The organism is Candidatus Izemoplasma sp., from assembly GCA_036172455.1.
Lineage (GTDB): Bacteria > Bacillota_I > Bacilli_A > Izemoplasmatales > Izemoplasmataceae > JAIPGF01.
Genome location: JAXKVY010000002.1, coordinates 393,292 through 413,912, shown reverse-complemented (window position 1 = coordinate 413,912; position 20,621 = coordinate 393,292). Strand labels below are relative to the sequence as shown.

Annotated in this window: 20 protein-coding genes; all 20 read left to right on the top strand. The window is 35.2% G+C overall.

Annotated elements, in window-relative coordinates; translation table 11 throughout:
- Window positions 1-9: 9 nt before the first annotated feature.
- The 20 genes from UMR38_04670 to UMR38_04575 all read left to right on the top strand — a co-directional run bounded on the left by UMR38_04670 (window position 10) and on the right by UMR38_04575 (window position 20,616).
- Window positions 10-1,434 (top strand): hypothetical protein, encoded by a 1,425-nt coding sequence (locus UMR38_04670; protein ID MEC9485148.1) that lies wholly within the window; start codon window positions 10-12, stop codon window positions 1,432-1,434.
- 56 nt (window positions 1,435-1,490) lie between these two features.
- The gene (locus tag UMR38_04665) at window positions 1,491-2,663 is read left to right on the top strand and encodes a substrate-binding domain-containing protein (GenBank protein MEC9485147.1); all 1,173 of its coding nucleotides are present in this window, start codon (window positions 1,491-1,493) and stop codon (window positions 2,661-2,663) included.
- Between the two features lie 156 nt (window positions 2,664-2,819).
- Window positions 2,820-3,629 (top strand): prolipoprotein diacylglyceryl transferase family protein, encoded by an 810-nt coding sequence (locus UMR38_04660; GenBank protein ID MEC9485146.1) that lies wholly within the window; start codon window positions 2,820-2,822, stop codon window positions 3,627-3,629.
- Entirely contained in the window at window positions 3,613-4,404 is a 792-nt protein-coding gene (locus UMR38_04655) for a CPBP family intramembrane glutamic endopeptidase (protein MEC9485145.1), read from the top strand. Before UMR38_04660 ends, UMR38_04655 begins: the two co-directional genes overlap by 17 nt.
- Before the next feature lie 25 nt (window positions 4,405-4,429).
- A complete protein-coding gene (locus tag UMR38_04650) occupies window positions 4,430-5,275 on the top strand; it encodes a PIG-L family deacetylase (protein ID MEC9485144.1) in 846 nt (281 codons plus the stop codon).
- Between the two features lie 139 nt (window positions 5,276-5,414).
- Window positions 5,415-6,518 carry a carbohydrate kinase gene (locus UMR38_04645; protein MEC9485143.1) on the top strand — a complete coding sequence of 368 codons (1,104 nt, stop codon included), beginning with the start codon at window positions 5,415-5,417 and terminating at the stop codon, window positions 6,516-6,518.
- Window positions 6,505-7,428, top strand: coding sequence for a pseudouridine-5'-phosphate glycosidase (locus UMR38_04640; protein ID MEC9485142.1), 924 nt, complete (start codon window positions 6,505-6,507; stop codon window positions 7,426-7,428). The genes UMR38_04645 and UMR38_04640 overlap by 14 nt, the downstream gene beginning before the upstream one ends.
- 114 nt (window positions 7,429-7,542) lie before the next feature.
- Complete coding sequence (gene ychF, locus UMR38_04635; GenBank protein MEC9485141.1) at window positions 7,543-8,646, top strand: redox-regulated ATPase YchF; 1,104 nt, start codon at window positions 7,543-7,545, stop codon at window positions 8,644-8,646.
- 67 nt (window positions 8,647-8,713) lie between these two features.
- Window positions 8,714-9,553 (top strand): PhzF family phenazine biosynthesis protein, encoded by an 840-nt coding sequence (locus UMR38_04630; protein ID MEC9485140.1) that lies wholly within the window; start codon window positions 8,714-8,716, stop codon window positions 9,551-9,553.
- A gap of 96 nt (window positions 9,554-9,649) precedes the next feature.
- On the top strand, window positions 9,650-10,855 hold the full coding sequence (locus tag UMR38_04625) for a competence/damage-inducible protein A (protein MEC9485139.1): 1,206 nt from the start codon (window positions 9,650-9,652) through the stop codon (window positions 10,853-10,855).
- Window positions 10,852-11,589: a hypothetical protein gene (locus tag UMR38_04620; GenBank protein ID MEC9485138.1), complete on the top strand. Its 738-nt coding sequence runs from the start codon at window positions 10,852-10,854 to the stop codon at window positions 11,587-11,589. The genes UMR38_04625 and UMR38_04620 overlap by 4 nt, the downstream gene beginning before the upstream one ends.
- Before the next feature lie 139 nt (window positions 11,590-11,728).
- A complete protein-coding gene (rpsF, locus tag UMR38_04615) occupies window positions 11,729-12,016 on the top strand; it encodes a 30S ribosomal protein S6 (GenBank protein MEC9485137.1) in 288 nt (95 codons plus the stop codon).
- 15 nt (window positions 12,017-12,031) lie between these two features.
- On the top strand, window positions 12,032-12,505 hold the full coding sequence (gene ssb / locus UMR38_04610; protein MEC9485136.1) for a single-stranded DNA-binding protein: 474 nt from the start codon (window positions 12,032-12,034) through the stop codon (window positions 12,503-12,505).
- A 22-nt stretch (window positions 12,506-12,527) separates the two neighbouring features.
- Window positions 12,528-12,761, top strand: a complete 234-nt coding sequence (gene rpsR, locus UMR38_04605; protein ID MEC9485135.1) for a 30S ribosomal protein S18 — start codon at window positions 12,528-12,530, stop codon at window positions 12,759-12,761.
- Window positions 12,762-12,864: 103 nt separating this feature from the next.
- Window positions 12,865-15,294, top strand: a complete 2,430-nt coding sequence (rplI, locus tag UMR38_04600) for a 50S ribosomal protein L9 (GenBank protein MEC9485134.1) — start codon at window positions 12,865-12,867, stop codon at window positions 15,292-15,294.
- 9 nt (window positions 15,295-15,303) lie between these two features.
- Window positions 15,304-16,656: a replicative DNA helicase gene (dnaB, locus tag UMR38_04595; protein MEC9485133.1), complete on the top strand. Its 1,353-nt coding sequence runs from the start codon at window positions 15,304-15,306 to the stop codon at window positions 16,654-16,656.
- 94 nt (window positions 16,657-16,750) lie between these two features.
- Window positions 16,751-17,878, top strand: coding sequence for a [FeFe] hydrogenase H-cluster radical SAM maturase HydE (gene hydE / locus UMR38_04590; GenBank protein ID MEC9485132.1), 1,128 nt, complete (start codon window positions 16,751-16,753; stop codon window positions 17,876-17,878).
- The gene (gene hydG, locus UMR38_04585; protein MEC9485131.1) at window positions 17,847-19,229 is read left to right on the top strand and encodes a [FeFe] hydrogenase H-cluster radical SAM maturase HydG; all 1,383 of its coding nucleotides are present in this window, start codon (window positions 17,847-17,849) and stop codon (window positions 19,227-19,229) included. Before hydE ends, hydG begins: the two co-directional genes overlap by 32 nt.
- Window positions 19,229-20,008, top strand: a complete 780-nt coding sequence (locus tag UMR38_04580) for a lyase family protein (GenBank protein MEC9485130.1) — start codon at window positions 19,229-19,231, stop codon at window positions 20,006-20,008. Before hydG ends, UMR38_04580 begins: the two co-directional genes overlap by 1 nt.
- On the top strand, window positions 19,963-20,616 hold the full coding sequence (locus tag UMR38_04575; protein ID MEC9485129.1) for a lyase family protein: 654 nt from the start codon (window positions 19,963-19,965) through the stop codon (window positions 20,614-20,616). Before UMR38_04580 ends, UMR38_04575 begins: the two co-directional genes overlap by 46 nt.
- Window positions 20,617-20,621: the final 5 nt, after the last annotated feature.

Genomic DNA, 20,621 nt, shown 5'->3' with positions numbered 1-20,621 from the left:
GAGGAAATTATGAATACGATAAAAAAAATATTTTGGATAATTTATAAGTACATGTTAACACTGTTATCAATGATAAGAACCAATATACGTGACTATGGTATGTTTATTGCACTCTTTGTTATTTTCATCACATTTAGTTTTATGACAGATTGGATATTCTTAGGAGCAATTAACTTTACCAACCTTTTAAATCAAACCGCTTATGTAAGCGTTTTGGCCGTTGGGATGACGTTAGTTATTGTTACTCGCCAGATTGATTTATCTGTTGGATTCATAGGAGCCTTCTTAGGAGCCTATGTCGTTGTTGGTGTTGAAAATTTAGGACAACCTGTATGGTTAGCGCTACTCGGTGCATTAGTGATAACGGTTATCGTAGGAGCAGGAAAGGGTATTCTTGTTGCAAAGATCAAAGTGCCTGCATTTGTTGTGACATTAGCCGGAATGTTCATCTTTAAGGGATTGTTGATGTTTAGAACGAATAACCGTACTATCCCAACAACACATAGTTTTTTTAAAAACCTTGGAGTTGGATATTTACCAACATATACTGTCGGTGGGTTTGATATCATCACCATAGTCGTTGGTGTCTTAGGGATACTGCTACTGTTAATTGGCGGGATCAACACAAGACGTAAAAATAAGCAACTGAATATCCCAAATGAAAAACTTGAACTATTTGTGACAAAAATGCTCGTTATGATTTTCATTTTAGGATATTTAATTTTCACATTCGCTTCGTTTAGAGGAATATCATATCTCTTATTAGTCACAGTAGTAGTCGTTGTTTTGTATCATTTTATGACAACAAAAACGACATTAGGACGACGTATTTATGCTGTAGGTGGTAATCCAGATGCCGCAGAATTATCAGGAATTAGTGTTGAGAGAATATTAGTTATTGTCTTTATATCTATGGGTATTTTAGCTTTAATTTCTGGGGTTATGTACGCATCTCGTCTTCAAAACACATCACCAAACCATGGACCATTCTGGGAGTTATATGCCATTGCTGCAGCCTTCATTGGTGGAACTAGTGCGGCTGGTGGTGTTGGTAAAGTGATTAATGCCGTTATCGGGTCTGTCGTCATCATGGCATTGAGAAATGGTATGGCATTAGCTGGTGTAGATGCAAACTTAGAGCCGATTATTCTTGGCTCAGTATTATTGCTCGCTGTTATCTTTGATATCTTCACACGTAATGTTCTACCAATTGATTACGTCGGTATTCATTATGCGAAAAAAGCTTATAAAGATGAATTAGTCGAAGCAAAACAAGCATTCAAAGAAGCGAAAAACAATTTGAAAAAAGCTAAAAAAGAAGACAGAGAAGATACGATTGAATACGAATATGCATTTACTAATGCACAAGGTAAATTAAACAAGATTCAAGAGAAGATTAGAGCCGCAAAAGAAGAAGATTTTGTAAATAATTAATGGTTATTGGTACTTATTTAAGTACTCTATAATAAAAACAAAAAAAGGAGAGAAAAATGAGAAAGATTATTAGTTTATTATTAGTTGCTGTATTCACCGTTTCTTTAGCAGCATGTGGTAGTTCAACCATTAAAATTGGTGTCGTATTACCTGATGCATCTGAAGAAAGATGGGCAAACCAAGATGGTGCCTTCTTTGAAGAAGAATTAGAAGCACTTGGTGAAGGATACGAGTATGAGATTTTATTTAGTGAAGGAAACGAAGCTAAAGAGAAAACAAATGTTGAAGCATTAATTGCTAAAGGTGCAGAAGTTATTATCTTAACTGCTGAAGGTTCTGGAGCTGGAGCTGTTCAAGCAGCACACGAAGCTGGGGTTATCTTAATCGCACATGACCGTATGGCAAAATCTGCAGATGATCATGCTGATTATTATACAACTTTCAATAGTTGGAATGTTGGTAAAGCAATGGGTGCTCACTTAGTTGAAGAATCAAATAATGAAGGATGTACTTCAACTTCAAAATGTGATTTAGCTATCTTTGCTGGTCGTACTGCTGACTGGCCTAATGCAACGTACTTCTTTGGTGGGGCTATGGAAGAATTGGTTCCTGTAATGGACAGATTCAACATTATCAATGTTACTGATGACTTTAGTGACCTTGCAAAACCTACTGAAACTGACTTTGACAAAGATGCATTACAAGCTGCTATGAACTCAGTTGACACTGACTGGAATGCTGAAACAGCTGCTACAAAAGCTGCTGCTGTTGTTGCTAACTTAGGTAGCGCAGACAAATCTGATGAACCAGTATTCGTCCTTGCACCTAACGATGATACATCAACTGCAATCCGTCAAGAGTTCGCAAAAATGGCAAACCCTTATGGAACATACTACACAACTGGACAAGATGCTGCTGATATTACATTAGCGTCATTAATGGGTGACGAAGTAAAAGGTAAAGGAACTCAAACAATGACAGTCTTCAAAGACGTATCTAAATTAGTTGCTGATAGTGTTGCTATCGCGAAAAACGTTGTTGATGGTGTCGATGGATTAGAAGGATTAAACTCAGGACCTTCAATTGATGGTGCAAAAACAGCTTACTCACCAATCGATGTATTAACAATTGATAACAAACAAAAGACTTATGACTTAATCTTTGCTACAGGATACAAAAACAAGGAATCAGATGTATTTAGTAATATTGACTTTAGTCAATATGAATAATAATATTGAATAACCCTCTTATTTTGTTAAAGGCACCCTTTTAAAGGGTGTCTTTTCAATTGTAATAGGTCTCATAAATAACAATCAAATTGCATTTGCGAACGTGATAAACTATAATATAGATAATGATAATAATGACTAAAATGGAGTGAGATAATGTATCCTTATATGTTACCACAGGTGTTTGGCAATGCCATCCCGTTATATGATATATTCATATTGATTGGGGTTTTTTCCATGCTGTTTTATGTTTCAAAACGGTTCGAAAAACGGGATAATATCAGTGTTAAAATTACCAATAAATTACTTTTATTTATAAGTATCAGTCTGATTTTTGCCTTAGGATCATCCTATATTATTGATGGGCTTTTCCATTCGATTCAAGCTGGTGAACCTGATTTTGAGTCAATTTCTTTTCTGGGCGGACTTATCGGTGGCATAGGGTGTTTTATTGTATTACTTAAACTCTTCTTGAAAGAAGAGAGCATTCAGTATCGATCTATTTTTGGTACTGTATTAACGGGCGTGGTATTAGCTCATGCATTTGGTAGAATCGGCTGCTTTTTAGCAGGGTGTTGCTATGGTGTGCCAACAGACTCTTTGTTAGGGGTGACTTTTCCTTATGGAGATGCCCATGAAACATATGAGGGCTTAGCAGTCTATCCAACACAATTATTCGAGTCACTCTTCTTGTTTAGCTTGTTTATCGTATTGGATCGTGCGAAATGGATACGGGGATATGAGATTGAAGGATATTTGTTTGGCTATGGTATTTGGCGGATTTTGATTGAGTTTATTAGAGGTGATGACCGTGGGTCGTTTTTATCTCTTGTATCAACAACGTATAATACTTACCCAACCCCATCACAGTTCATGAGTTTATTAATGGTAATATTAGGTGTGTTTATACTTTATTCACATAAACAAAAACGAAAGAGGGAGACAGTCTATGAAGAGACTCAATAACTATCGATCAATTCATTTGTTAGCTTGTATGACGCTTATATTTCTTCTAGTATGGATTGTTGCTGGCTTGTTTAGGTTATTCCCATCGGATGTCATTACAAGTTTCCGAACAACTTCCTTACGGTTTTTCTTGGCAACGATATTCATTTATGGTCTTTATTTGAAGGGATATCCTGTTTTTCATATGGAGAAAAAATCACTTTATTCTACAGGGTGGTTAATCATCCCAGCGTTCATTGTTTCTTTGAATAATTTTCCTTGGCATGTACTATATAATGGCTCACTAAACTTGAATGTTGGCTTAGGTGTAGTGGTGTTATTCTTTATTGAATGTCTCAGTATTGGTATCTTTGAAGAAGTCTTATTTCGGTATGTAATTTTTGTGATTATTATGCAGCTGCTTACAATAAATAAAAAGAATGTTTTTCTCGGTATGGTATTATCTTCAGTGCTTTTTGGATTATTTCATTTGATTAATTTATTCGCAGGTGCAGGTGTTGGTGAAACACTCCAACAAGTTGGCTATACGACCCTACTTGGACTGCTCTGGTCAATGACATTATTTTTAACCCAAAATATTTGGGTTCCTATTTTGCTGCACACCATATATAATTTCGTTGGTGTATTATATTTTAGATATGGTTCTGTTTCAACACGCTTTGACCTGTTTACAATAATCGTGACAATAATCGTTGCTGTTATCACAACAATCTTTTATGTAAAACAGTTTAAATCGATGTCATTAGATACGGTAGAAACTCTCATTAATCCTTAAGGGTATTCAATAAGGAGTGACATACATGCGATTCCATAATAAAACGGCAATTTTAAAAGTAATAGATAACAACGATGAACAGGCGGCTATATCAAAAACAACCCATCTGGCCATTGGTGCTCACCAAGATGATCTTGAAATTATGGCTTATCACGGCATAGCGACCTGCTATCAAGCTGATGATAAGTTCTTTACGGGTGTGACCGTCACATCGGGTAGTGGGAGTATCCGAAACGAATCTTTTCAAACACTAACTGAACAAGAAATAGTCCAACGCCGCAATGAAGAACAGTTAGAGGCAGCTAGAGTCGGTAAGTACAACAGCATTGCGTTGCTAAATTATCCGAGTAGCGCTGTGAAAACTATCCATTCAGATATTGAAGACGACTTATATAATATCTTAACTCTTACAACACCTGATATTATTTATACCCATAACTTAGCCGATAAACATACCACGCATGTTGGTGTCGCTGTGCAAGTCATTAATGCGATTAGACGACTTCCTAAAAATAAAAGGCCACGCGAAATATATGGATGTGAAGTGTGGCGTGCTTTAGATTGGATGGGGAAAGATAAGGTCAAACTGGATATCTCAAATTATCCTCAGTTATCTGAACACTTGTTACGTGTTTACACCTCACAACTTGAAAGTGGTAAAGACTATGTAAATGCTACTATTGGTAGACGTATTGCAAATGCGACGTTTGATGAAACACATCAAAGTGATCGTGTTAAAAGAGCAACCTATGCAATGGATTTAATGCCATTAGTTCGTGGTGAAAAGACGTCTATTAAGATGTTTATCCAACAGTATTTGAAAGCCTTTGAAGATGATTTAATGCACATAATAGATATTTATGAAAAATGAGCTAGTTAATAGCTCTTTTTTTACGTGTATAAAGGAAATAGAATTTAATCATGATATTACTTTACATGAGCATATAATAATGATAATATATACCTATAAACAAAAGTTTGTTAATAAACAAAAGTTATGAGGTTGTACTATGTCATTAAATAATAATGAAGAAAAAATCCTTAAACTATTGCGTGATAATCCATATTTATCACAAAAAGAACTCGCAAGTGAGCTGGGCTTATCAAGACCAGCTGTGGCTAATCTTATTTCTGGGTTAACACAAAATGGCTATATTCTAGGGAAACCATACGTCTTAAAAACAAAAGAATATATTACCTGTATAGGTGGTGCTAATGTTGATTATGGATTTAAATTACACAATGATCTTGTCATGAAAACATCGAATCCAGTCTCAGAAAGTTCGTCTTATGGCGGTGTCGTTAGAAATGTTGCTGAGAACTTATCACGATTAAATGAAGATGTTGCCTTAATGACATTAATAGGGCAAGATAGTACCGGTGAACAACTTATTAATGATATGAAACATTTCATGAATGTAGATGCTATTGAACGCTTAGAAGGTAAAAGTACAGGGAGCTATTATGCAGTGTTAAACACATCGGGAAGTATGGCAGTGGGCTTCGCAAACATGGCAATATATAACAATATGGATCGTGATTGGATTATTCGACATAAAAAACAGTTACATCAAAGTAAGTGGCTAATTGCTGACATGAATATGACAAAGGAAGCTCTAGAAGCATTAATTGAATTTTCTAATACACACGATAAACCGTTAGCTATTGTTGGTGTATCAAGTCCTAAAATGAGTCATTTGCCGAATGATTTAAAAGGTGTTAAGGTACTCATCACTAATCGTGACGAAGCGTTAACATATTTTAATAAAGATGATGATGCAACGCAGGACTTAGTGCAACTATGGTTAGATAAAGGTATAACAAATGTTGTCATTACTCAGGGAGAAAAAGGTGCTTATTATGGCAATGCTAAAGGAATACATCACCAGCCAGCACGCTCAATTAATAATCATGAAATCAAGGATGTGACTGGCGCAGGAGATGCATTTAGTGCTGCAACAATTTACGGATTAATAAATAACATGTCTCTTGAGAAAAGCACTCAATATGGAACAGTTAGTGCAGCACTAACTATACAGACACTTGATGCTGTTAATAAAAATCTATCTAAGAAACGTATTGAAAAGGAGTTTGATACAAATGACACACAATAAAGAAACGTATTTAGATATCTTACCAGAGGTAAAAAAAGCTATCGACAATAACCAACCTGTTGTCGCATTAGAATCCACAATCATTTCTCATGGAATGCCTTATCCAGATAATGTAAAGATGGCTAAGAAAGTCGAATCAATCATTAGAGAAGAAGGTGCTATTCCAGCTACCATTGCAATCATGAATGGAAAAATTAAGATAGGATTAACTGAAGATGATTTAGAAACATTAGCAAAAGCTGAACACGTTACAAAAGTGTCCAGACGTGACTTCGCAACAGTTATTACCAAAAAAGGACTCGGTGCAACAACAGTTGCGTCAACTATGATGTGTGCTGAAAAAGCTGGAATTAAATTCTTTGTCACAGGAGGTATTGGTGGGGTCCATCGTGGATATGAAGAAACAATGGATGTCTCAGCGGACTTAGAAGAGTTATCAAAAACAAATGTTACAGTCATATGTGCAGGCGCAAAAGCTATTTTAGATTTACCTAGAACGATGGAGTATCTTGAAACAAAAGGGGTCCCAGTTGTGGGCTATCAAACAGACATACTACCCGCCTTTTACACGAGAGAATCTGATATCAACTTACGTTTAAAGGCTGATACAGTAAGTGAAATAGCAAACATGGTACACACTAAAGAGCAGTTAAATTTATCAGGTGGCGTCTTAGTTGCTAACCCGATTCAACAATCTGATTCTTTAGATCATACCTACATGAACCGGGTTATAGAAGAAGCATTAACCGCTAGTAAAGAGCAACATATTGAAGGAAAAGATGTAACGCCATTCTTGCTTGATTACATTGTTAAAGCGACTGATGGCAAAAGTCTTCAAGCCAATCTGGCACTCGTCTATAACAATGCAAGAGTTGGTGCAAAGTTAGCCATTGCATATCACAAAAGATAACAACTATAAGGACACTCTGGTGTCCTTTTGTCTTTAAATGAAATCAACATCTTTTTACTTGTAAAAAGGCTTTTTTTCAAGTACAATAGAAAAGGTTTAAAAGGAGTGATACCTATGGGTTTAACAGCAGGTATCGTTGGACTTCCGAATGTCGGAAAGTCAACGTTATTTAACGCCATAACAAAATCAGAAGTTTTAAGTGCCAATTATCCGTTTGCGACAATTGATCCGAATGTCGGAGTTGTAGAAGTACCCGATAAACGTCTACAAATACTCAGTGACATGGTGCAACCTAAAAAAACAATTCCAACCATTTTTGAATTTACCGACATTGCTGGTATTGTAAAAGGCGCTTCAAAAGGAGAAGGACTTGGTAATCAATTCTTAAGTCATATCCGTGAAGTAGACGCAATTGTACAGGTTGTACGAGCATTTGATGATCCGAATATTACTCATGTTGATGGCAGTATTAATCCTATTCGTGATATTGAAACAATTAATTTAGAGTTAATCTTTGCTGATCTAGAAGTTGTTGAAAAACGCATCCCTAAGGTTGAAAAGAAAGCACAACTAAAAGTTGATGATGAAAGTGTTCTAGAGTATAATATCTTAAAAGAGATTCAAACTGTTTTATTAGAAGATAGACCGATTCGTTCAATGTCGTTTACAAAAGAACAACAAAAAATGATCAAACATTTTAATTTCTTAACAGCTAAACCAATTGTGTATGTGGCTAACATTCATGAAGATGATGTATTAGATTATGAAGATAACGATTATGTCAAACAAATTGAGACATTTGCAAAAAATGAAAAAAGTGATGTTGTTGTTATTAGTGCCAAGATTGAGGCAGAATTATCTGAGTTGGATGAAGAAGAAAAAGCGATGTTTTTAGAAGACTTGGGATTAGAGGAATCAGGACTTGATAAATTGATTAGACACAGTTATGACTTACTTGGTCTAGCAACATTTTTCACAGCGGGACCAAAAGAAGTTAGAGCATGGACCTTTAAAAAAGGCATGAAAGCACCTGAATGTGCTGGTGTTATTCATACTGATTTTGCAAAGGGGTTTATCCGAGCCGAAACGATACCGTTTGATGCTTATGTTAAATATAATGGTGAACAAGGCGCTAAAGAAGCTGGTGCTTTCCGCTTAGAAGGAAAAGAATATATTGTAAAAGATGGCGATATTATGCACTATCGTTTTAATCTATAATAAAAGACACGAAAGTGTCTTTTTTTATGCTATAATGGGAATAGACTATCATATGAGGTGATGAACCATGACAATATTTCACGCAACAGCTTTTCCTAAAACTAAAGACGGTGGGAACAAAGCAGGGGTTGTGTATCCCGCAGACGATTTAAGTAAAGCTGAGATGCAAGCCATCGCGAAAGAATTAAATTATAGTGAAACAGCATTTGTTTTAAACAGTCGATTGGCAGACTTTAAAGTATGGTTTTTCACGCCAACTGAACAAGTTGATTTATGTGGACATGCCACGATTGCAACCTTTAATATGTTAAGAGATAAAGGGGTTATCGCACCCGGCATGTATACTCAACAAACAGAAGTTGGAATTTTAAAACTGGATGTACATGAAGATGAAGTGTACATGCAACAGAAGAACCCTTTGTTTGGTGAAACAGTAAGTAATCGTGTTATCAGACATTGCTTTGAGGAAAAAGACTTTATCAAAGACAAAAATAAAATACAAATTGTATCAACAGGGTTACGAGAGATATTTGTCCCTATAAAAGATGTTAAGACAATGAATCAACTTACACCCAAGTTTAAGAAAATGACACAAGTTGCTAATCAATATCGTGTCATTGGTCTCCATTTGTTCAGTTTTGATGAGAATGGCCAACTATATGGCCGTAATTTTGCACCAGGTGTTGGGATTAATGAAGAGAGTGCTACTGGGACATCAAATGGAGCGTTGGCTTGTTATCTATATCGATATAGAGATGATAAGAAAACTGAATATAGCTTATACCAAGGATTTAGTATGAATTTACCTAGTGAGATTAAAGTGAAATTAGAGATTGACCATCGCCAAGATATAAAAACAGTATGGGTTGGTGGAAAGGCCATTAAATTGAAAGAGGAATTACGATAAAGAAGGCTACTTTTACGAGTAGCTTTTTCTTTTACTTTTTGAACGAATCACCTGCAAAAACAGTGAAACTGTTGTATAATATAATCAGGTGATTATATGAAAACAGCAGTCATTACAGTCGGTAAAGAGTTATTAACAGGACGATCTATTAATTCAAATTTAGCAACTATTGCAAAAGCATTATTAACAATTGGTATTGAGATTAATCGTTCATTTGTGATAGACGATAATAAAGATGAATATCATGACATCTTAGAAAGCATTGACGCCGAGTTGATTATTTTTACTGGTGGATTAGGACCGACCATTGATGATATTACAAAAGAAGTTGTTTTTGATTATTTTGATATAGAAACAGTGATAGATGAACGTATCTTATCTGAGATTAAAGCTTACTTCGCACGGATGGGTAGAACGATGACAGATGCGAATAAAAAACAAGCAAGAACACCCAAAGAGGGAATAGTCTTAGATAATACACTGGGTACAGCTCCGGGAGTATATTTTAAAAAACATGATCAACGGATTGTATTATTCCCAGGACCACCGCATGAAATGAAACCAATGCTTGATAAAGTTGTATCTCTGTTGAAAAAGGAACTACACATTAATTATTACAGCCAAGGATTTAAACTCGTCGGTGTTGGAGAGTCAACATTAGAAGAACAAATGCAAGCATACTATGACATGCATCCAGATGTTCGTGTGAATCCTTATGCTAGTGTTGGTGAAATTAAATATATTCTATATTCTTATAACAAAGAAGCGTTAGAAGACGTTGTTAAGCGATTTAAAAAACAATTCTCACAATACATATATGGAGAACTCGATGATACTTTAGAAAGTGTTGTTGTGCGTGAATTAATACAACAAAATAGGCAATTAAGTCTTGCAGAAAGTTGTACTGGAGGTATGATTGCTAGTCGTATTGTGAATGTTAGCGGTGCCTCTAAAGTATTTTCTGAAAGTCTTGTGACCTATTCTAATACGGCTAAAGAACGATACCTTAACGTCGATCATGAGATATTATTGAATGATGGGGCTGTTAGTGAAGCATGCGCTAAAGCAATGGTTGAAGGTCTAGCTAACGCAACACAAAGTGATATTGCTTTAGCTGTAACAGGTATCGCCGGGCCAAGTGGTGGCACAGATGAAAAACCTGTAGGTCTTGTCTATTTTGGCTTATATAAGGATGGGAAAATAACTGTGAAAAGAAATATATTTAATGGTGATAGACAAATGATTCGACATCGTGCATCACAGTATGCACTTAACATGATCAGGAAGGCGATGATAGAATGACAATTACAGTAACAGAACATGTTATACAAGGGATTCCATTAATTGAATATCTGCCAGAAAAAAAACCAAAAGGCTTAACCTTTATACAACATGGTTATGAATCCAATAAAGTTAGAGGCACTGAATACTTAGCCATGAATGTTGCCCGTTTAGGATATCATGTTGTGAGTATTGATGCGTATAAACATGGTGATAGATTAGAAGAACCATTTATTAGTCAGTCAGGGTACTTTCGCTTAAAAGAAGCATTTCATGTAATCGAACATACAGCCGACGATATTTTAAAATTATTCAATACAGCGTTTAAACACTATGAAACATTTGACATTTTAGGTATTTCTTTAGGTGGTATGGTTGCTTACTTACTTGCGACAAAGACAGATAAAATTAACCGTTTACTACCGATTATCTCAACACCTGATTTTCATAAACAAGCATATTATGCGATATCATCTGCTGGAATAGATACAGAAAAGTTTTTTACACAAGATAAGCTTGATTATATTAAGTCGATAGATCCTATTTTAAAAAGGAATGAATGGCAATATAATGAATTAGCGATATTTGTCAGTGAAAATGATGATGAAGTACCACCAAGACCATCACTCAAGTTTATTAAACATCACCAAGATATGATTGATCAGTTTTTCTTATATGACTGTAGACATAATGTGCCTAGACGGATGCAAGAAGATATTTTAAGTTATATTTCTGGGAATGAAATTAACTTGTAATCAACGCTCTTTTGTGCCATAATATTTATGCAGTGAAATTAGTTGAATTACCAATTTTTCTGTGGTATAATTACAAAACGTGAGTGAAAAACTCATCCTTGCTACGTAAGTAGCCACTAGACCAAAAGGAGGTTAAAAAATGAGAAAGTACGAAATTATGTATATCATTCGTCCAACTGTATTAGAAGATGATCGCAAAGCATTAATTGAAGAATTAAGTGCCATCTTTGAAAGCAATGGATCTGCTGTCACTAATGTTGATGAGTGGGGAATGAGAGAACTTGCTTATGAAATTGAAGATCACAAAAAAGGATACTATGTTGTTCTTGAAGTGCAAGCAACGGATGAAGCAAGACGTGAATTTGAGCGTGTAATTCGACTCAAAGAAGACGTGATTCGTCATATCATTATCAAAGACGAACTATAAAATAGGGGTGTCATTATGATTAACAAAACAATTTTAGTCGGTAGAATTACAAAAGATCCAGAAATGCGTTATACCAATAGTAATATTCCTTATGTTCGTTTTACACTTGCTGTAAATCGTACATATACTGAATCTAATGGTGAACGTAAAGCAGACTTTATTTCATGTGTTGCTTGGCGTAATCAAGCAGAAAACATGGCAAAGTACATTAATAAAGGAAGTCTACTTGGAATTGAAGGACGTATTCAAACCGGACAGTATGATGACAACAATGGTGTTCGTCGCTATACAACAGATGTTGTATGTGATAGTGTACAATTTTTAGAGCCGAAAAATGCAAGCTCTAACAATCAAGATTATGGACAACAACAAGATGGTTATTATCGTCAAGACCAAAGTAGACAAAATAATAATCAAACTAACCAGCAACGTAGACCACAACAACAGACACCTGAGATTGATGTTGCTGAAGATGATTTACCATTCTAATTAACAAAGGAGGAATGACCTAATGGCTAGACCAGGAGGATTTCGTAGAAGACGTAAAAAAAGATGTTATTTTACAGATAATAATATAGATTATATTGATTTTAAAGATGTAAAATTACTGAAAAGATTTATCAGTGATCGCGGGAAAATTTTACCAAGACGTGTTACTGGTACTAAAGCGAAATATCAAGGAAGACTTGCGATTGCAATTAAGCGCGCACGTCATATGGCATTATTACCATACGTTAAAGACTAAGACTCATGCAAATGAGTCTTTTTTTAACCTATAAAGACTATAGATTTGTTTTGAAAATACCTTTCTATATGTTATAATTATCTAAAGTAAATTGGGGTGATTCATGATGAAAGCATGGTTTGAAAAGATATATCCATTTCTATTCATCGCAATTGTTATAATCATTAATATCATATATCGGGATATTCCATTTTTTGTGCTATCACTAAGCAGTATAGCACTTATTTTAGTCGTGTGGATGGTGTTGCAATTTTCGCATCACCGTAAAACCTTACGCATAAAATGGTTAAAAACAAAATTAACCGATACAAAATCATTACTTGATCGCAAACGGCTAGTTGAAGAACGTCTTGTTGAAGATATGCCCGTCGGGATTGTTATTTATGATGACAATTATGAGATTAAATGGTCTAACAAAAATGCCCGTGAAGTGTTTGAAAATGCCCTAGAAGATCGCTCATTAGACGTCTTAAACCAACACATCTACCAAGAGTTAGAAAAACATGATGAAAACTTCACATTTGTGACGAAAATATATCGCAAAGAGTATGAAGTACAAGTCTATATTGAAGACAATACACTATTCATTACCGAGGTAACAGATCGTGAAAAATGGCGAAGAGAGCTAAATGATTCTATGCCGGCAATAATGAAATTGAACTTAGATAATTTAGAGGATGCCATGAGTGAACTTGATGTAAGTGATAGGAACTTTGTGCAAGGGAAATATTTGGAAGCATTAGAGGCATGGGGAGAAGAGTATGATTTCTTTATCACACCTCTGACAAACTCTCAATTAGTGGCTGTCTTACAGCGAGATATCTTAATGAAACTCATTCAAAATGAGTTTAAAATAATAACTCAAATAGGAGATATCTCACGCCAACATGGGTTGTTAGTTACATTATCTGCGGGTATTGCTTGTAGTTCCATTGCTTATGATAAACTAGGAGACATTGCTCAAGATGCACTAGATTTAGCACTCAGTCGTGGTGGCGATCAAATCGTTGTTAATTTAGAGAATCATGATTTAATGTACTTTGGTGGGAATACCAATACTGCAGAAAAACGGACTAAAATTACAACAAGAACCAATATGCAACGGCTAGAAAACTTATTTGAAGATACAGATAAGGTCTATATAGTACCACACAAATTACCAGATACTGATGCCTTAGGTGCCTCAATAGGTGCTTTGAAATTCGCATTAGCTTACGGTAAAGAAGCTTATATTGTCATTAACCGAGACAATGTTGATAAAACAGTCAAAAAGATTTTACAGTTAATTGAATATGAGTATATTACAATCCTTGACTATATCGTATCGCCATCAGAGGCACTCGATGATATAACACGTGATGATTTACTCATATTGCTTGATCATCATTCCTTTAGTCAAACACTCGATGGTCGTTTTATTACGCGTATTAAACATTTTGCTATTATTGATCATCACCGTAAGTTAAGTGATGCCATTAGTGGAGCAAAATTATCCCATATAGAACCATATGCATCTAGTAGTGTTGAACTGATCACAGAGATGATTGAATTAAGTGATAAAGATATCGAAATAAATAAATTTGAAGCAACAGTTATGCTTAGTGGTATTATCGTTGATACCAATAACTTCATGTACCGCACAGGATCACGTACATTTGAAGCCAGTGCATTACTCAGAAAATACGGAGCAGACACATTCAAAGTAAAAACAATTTTACGTGAAGGATTACAAGAAATTCAGTTGAAGTCACAATTGCTAGGACTTGCTGAAGTTGTCCATCATCGTTTTAGCATTGTAATGATACCTGATGACTTAGAACCAGATCGTACGTTATTGGCTAAAGTAGCTGATGATTTGTTAGAAATTGAAGACATCGTCGCATCCTTTGCCATTGGCCGATTAGATGAGCATTACGTTGGCATTAGTGCGCGAAGTTTGGAAGGATTTAATGTTCAAGTAATTATGGAGAAATTTAATGGCGGAGGCCATTTAAATAATGCAGGTGCACAAGTAGAAACAACAGATATGAAACAAGTTCGATTAGATTTAATCCAAGTATTAAATCAAGCTGTCAAGGAGGAAGAACCAATGAAAGTTATATTAATTAAGGATTTACGGGGGAAGGGTAAAAAAGGCGATGTTATTGAGGTAGCTAATGGGTATGCCAATTACCTTATGACAAACAAAATCGCTATTGAAGCAACACAAGAAAATCTGCAATCTCTTGAAATGGAACAAAAGAAAAAAGAAGAAAATGAGAAAAAAGAGATATCTAAAATGAGGAAGTTAAAAAAACAACTAGAGAAAAAACCAGTCAAGGTATTCGTTAAACTTGGTCAAAAAGGTAAACTTTATGGCAAAGTGAATACCAAGAAAATTGCCGATGAATATAAAAAACAACATGATATTGACTTAGATAAGCGAAAGATTCAATTAGACGACCCAATTGAATCTTTAGGAAGTTATCATGTAGATGTCAAACTACATAAAGATGTTACAGCTAAAATAGAAGTATTAGTTGTTGAAGAATAGAGGGGTATCATGGAAAAAGTAACGCCACACAATGTTGAAGCTGAACAGTCCGTTCTTGGGAGTGTGTTTGTAGACCAAGGCGTTATGAAGTCGCTTGTAGATAAATTGACCGGTGATGACTTTTATACATATCGCCATCGTGTGATATACAATGCTATGGTTGATTTATTTCAAGAAGGAACGGATATTGACTATACCACATTAGCAAGCAAGCTAGAAACGAAAGGATTATTAAATGATGCGGGTGGTATTGATTATATATTAGGGTTAAGTGAGAGTGTACCATCAATCGCTAACTTGCAAAACTACATGAATATTGTTATCGATAAATCACTGACGCGCAGAATTCAAGATGCCTGTCGTGAAATTATCGAAGAAGGGTATTCTGCAGAAGATACGAATGCTTTTGTTGATTTATCTGAAAAACGTATTTTTGATATCGCTAAAACAAGGCGAAGTAGTGAATTTGTTCCAATAGCACTGGTTGCTGAAGAAGTTATTGAAAAAACGGAAGCAGCTAAGAATAATCAAGGCAAGTTAACAGGGTTAGATACAGGATTTGATGAGATAAATGATTACACATTAGGGTTGCAACCAACAGAGTTACTCATTATTGCAGCTAGACCATCAATGGGTAAATCAGCATTTGCCTTAAATTTAGCAACGAATATAGCAAAAACGCCGGATAAACCATATGTTGCATTTTTCAGTTTAGAAATGGGAAGTGACCAATTAGTTGGTCGGATGTTAAGTGCTGAATCTAAAGTTCATTCAACGGCCATAAGAACGGGTAATTTAAGTCCTGCACAGTGGCAACAGATATCAGTGGCGAAAGAAAACCTAAGTCAACTAAATATTTTATTTGATGATTCTGGAACAGTACGTGTAACAGATTTACGTCAAAAATGTCGTAAACTTAAACAAGATAATCGACTTGATTTAGTTGTCATTGATTACTTACAATTGTTAAGTGGATCAAGCAATCGTCGTAATGAAAACCGAGTCCAAGAAGTCTCGGAAATTTCTCGAACACTAAAAGAGATGGCGCGTGAGTTAGAAATTCCTGTTATTGCATTATCACAGCTATCACGTGCTGTTGAACGACGAGAGGATAAACATCCAATCATGGCCGACTTACGTGATTCAGGATCAATAGAACAGGATGCTGATGTTATTATGTTCTTGTACCGTGATGAATATTATAATAAAGAAACCCAACACAAAGATCAGGTAGAAATTATTATTGCTAAAAATAGACAGGGAGCTACCACTGTAGATAATATTCGTTTATTGTTTAATAAATCATGTAGTTATTTTGCTAGTATTGAACGTCGGGTTCAGTCTGAACTTGGTGATATTTAAAAAAATTAAAATAAGTAAAAAAATATAAACTTTGTAACATTTGTTACAAAGTTTTTTATTTGCTTACGCTATACTGTAAGTGGAGGTGACATCTATGTCCCATATTCTACCAATGATCAAGTCAAAAACTACAACATGTGAATCTATCCAAACACGTGTAAAAGACTTGATTTTACAAATCCGTGCCAATAAAGTCTTGTCATCTGATGATTTATTATTTATTTTGAATCATATCGATCACACCTCTTTACCCTATTTATATAACCAAGCTTACGAAGCAAAGTTACCTTTCTATGGGAATAAAGTTTTCTTAAGAGCCCTTATAGAAATTTCTAACTATTGTCAAAAAGGATGCTACTACTGTGGCATTAGTCGATATAACAACGCAGTTAATCGTTATCGTTTATGTGAAAACGATATTTTAGAATCTTGCAAAACAGCCTATGAATTAGGATATAGAACATTTGTATTACAAGCTGGAGAAGATCCTAAATTAACAGAATCATTCATTACTCAACTCATTATGAAAATAAAACAAAAGTTTTCAGACTCTCGTGTGACATTATCACTTGGAGAACATTCGAAAGCGACTTATCAAAAATGGTTTAATGCAGGAGCGGATCGATATCTTCTCAGACATGAAACAGCATCTAAATCATTATATGAAATGATTCATTCAAAGGATATGTCCTTTGATTTAAGAAGGCAATGTTTGGCTGATTTAAAAGATATTGGGTATCAAGTAGGAGCTGGCTTTATGGTTGGTCTACCCGGACAACGAAACAAGGATCTTGTAAAGGACTTGCAGTATTTAAAACGCCTTAATCCACATATGATTGGAATTGGTCCTTACATTTGTCACAACCAAACAAAATTAAAGAATAACCCAGATGGTACCCTAACAGAAACATTAGTTATGCTCGCATTAGTGAGATTGATGTTGCCAAAAGTATTACTACCTAGCACAACAGCATTAGGAAGTGTTCATAAAACAGGTAGAGAAGAAGGACTTTTAGCTGGGGCAAATGTATTCATGCCAAATGTTGGGCCAACTGAATTTAAAAAGGATTATGAAATATATCAAAATAAAATTTGTGTGAATGATACAATCAGCACCTGTTACTTATGTGTTCAAGGACGTATAAAACATTATCAACATGTCGCAGACTTTGGAGTTGGTGACCATATTGATGTTGAAAGAAGAGGATATTATGATCGATAAAAAGCACATTTATCAAATACTAGAAGAAGCTAATAATCCAACGCTAGAAGAAATTGACCAAGTTATTCAAAAAGCGGCCAAAAGACAACAATTATCTTTACACGAAATTGCCGTACTTTTGAACGCAGAAAATAGTTTACAATTGAATAAAATTTATCAGGTCGCAGGACAAATAAAAGAAGAAATTTATGGCGAACGTGTTGTCATGTTTGCGCCACTATATATATCTAATTTTTGTGTGAATAATTGCAAGTATTGTGGGTATCGCAGAGACAACCACTTCACTAGAAAGAAGTTATCTTATGAAGCAATTAAAGAACAAGCAAAACAGCTGGAGAAACTTGGACATAAACGACTCGCACTAGAGTGTGGAGAAGACCCAAAACAAACAGCAATTGATTATGTAGTCAATGCGATTAAAATGATTTATGAACATTCATCTATTCGGCGTATAAATGTGAACATTGCCGCAACAACAATCGAAGACTATAAGAAGTTATTAAATGTTGGCATTGGAACCTATATTCTTTTCCAAGAAACTTATGATAAAGATGCTTACTATGACCAACATCCAAGTAGTCTCAAAGGAGACTATGATTATCACCTTCATGCTTTCGATCGCGCCTTTGAAGCTGGAATCGATGATGTAGGCGCAGGTGTGTTATTTGGTCTATCAGATTGGAAATTTGAAGTGATGGCACTGATTACACATAATCGTTACTTAGAAGATAAATATGGTGTAGGTTTCCATACAATCAGTGTTCCAAGGCTGAAAAAAGCAGAAGGAATGTCTTTGGAAGACTATCCCCATATGGTCTCAGATGAAGAATTTAAACGACTTGTAACAATTTTACGCTTAAGTGTACCATATGTTGGGATGATTTTATCCACAAGAGAACCGATTAATATTAGAAGTGAACTTATTGAACATGGCATTTCACAAGTCAGTGCTGGAAGTAAAACAGATGTCGGTGGGTATCATGATGACTCGAGTCATCATGAACCTGATCAATTCGAACTGTCTGATGAACGTAGTGTTCTAGAAGTCAATAAAGCATTAATGGATAAAGGACACATTCCGTCATATTGTACAGCCTGTTACCGTAATGGACGTACAGGAGACCGATTTATGAGATTAGCTAAAAGTGGTAAAATAGGGCATATATGTGAGCCAAATGCTTTAATGACATTAACGGAATATATTATGGATTATGGAGATGACACGTTAAAAAAAGAAGGATTAGAATTTGTTAGAAATCACGCTAACAATATTAAACATGTTACAGTGAAAAATAAATTGTTAACGAATATAGACCGTATTATTCAAGGCGAAAGGGACTTGTTTTTCTAATGGTTACATTAACGGATTCATTGGGTAACATTACCTTAGATAAGACACAGTACTATGGCCCTTTTACAGCGAGGTCTCTTGACAATTTTAATGTGTCTGACGACACAGTTAGTCTAGAATTGATATATGCTTATGTGGAAATAAAGCAATGTGCTGCGAAAACCAATCACGAACTTGGTTATCTAGATGATAGTAAAGCGAAGGCGATTTTTCAAGCGTGTGATGATATACTCTCAGGCATGTATGACCAATCATTTGTTGTCAACAAGTATCAGGGTGGCGCAGGAACAAGTACTAATATGAACGTTAATGAAGTCATAGCGAATGTTGCTTTAATCTATTTAGGTCATGATTTACATATGTATGAAAATTGTCATCCAATAGATGATGTTAATATGCACCAGTCAACGAATGATACTTATCCAACGGCTTTAAAAATCGCATCAATTCGATTAGTAAGAGAGCTAGCTGATGAACTTAGTTTATTGCAAGAGGCTTTTCAACGTAAAGAAACGGAATATGCCAACATATTAAAACTTAGTCGAACACAAATGATGGACGCAGTACCCATATTAGCTTCTCAGATGTTTTCAGCATATGCCGATGTAACAAGCCGTGATCGTTGGCGAATTTATAAAGCAGAGGAACGTCTACGTTATATTAATATCGGTGGGACAGCCATTGGTACTGGTATAAATGCGCCAATAACTTATGGCTTTAAAATGTTAGCTAGATTGAAACAAGCTACACATATCGGACTTGCCGAAGTGATAATTTAATTGATGCCACGCAGAATCTTGATGCATTCACAGAAACCTCAGGATTACTGAGTGTTGTTGCTAGTAACATAATAAAACTCTCTCAAGATTTACGATTTCTTTCCTCTGGGCCAAATGGTGGAATCGGTGAAATATCATTAGCAAAACGACAAGATGGTTCTACCATTATGCCAGGGAAAGTGAATCCAGTCATTGTTGAAAACATGATTCAAATTGGACAACGGGTATTAAGTAATGATCAACTCATAAAACAAACTGTAACGATGGGAAATACAGAATTAAATGCTTTTATGCCCTTAATTGCAGAAACCTTATTAGAATCACTAAAATTATTGATTAAAGGTATTCGTAAGTTTCGTACACTTGTTATTGATACAATAGTGGTCAATACAGATAGATGTCTACATAATTTAAATCAATCACACAGTATCATTATACCTCTTATTGATATAATTGGCTACGAACAAGCGGCTGATATTGTTAAAGAAGCAGGGGTAAATAACTTATCAATAAGGCAAGTACTTTTAAAACATAAGATGTTTACTGAAGAGGAGTTAGCCACATTATTGTCCTTAAAACAATGTACACATCCTCGGCAAAGGAGGTAATTTAA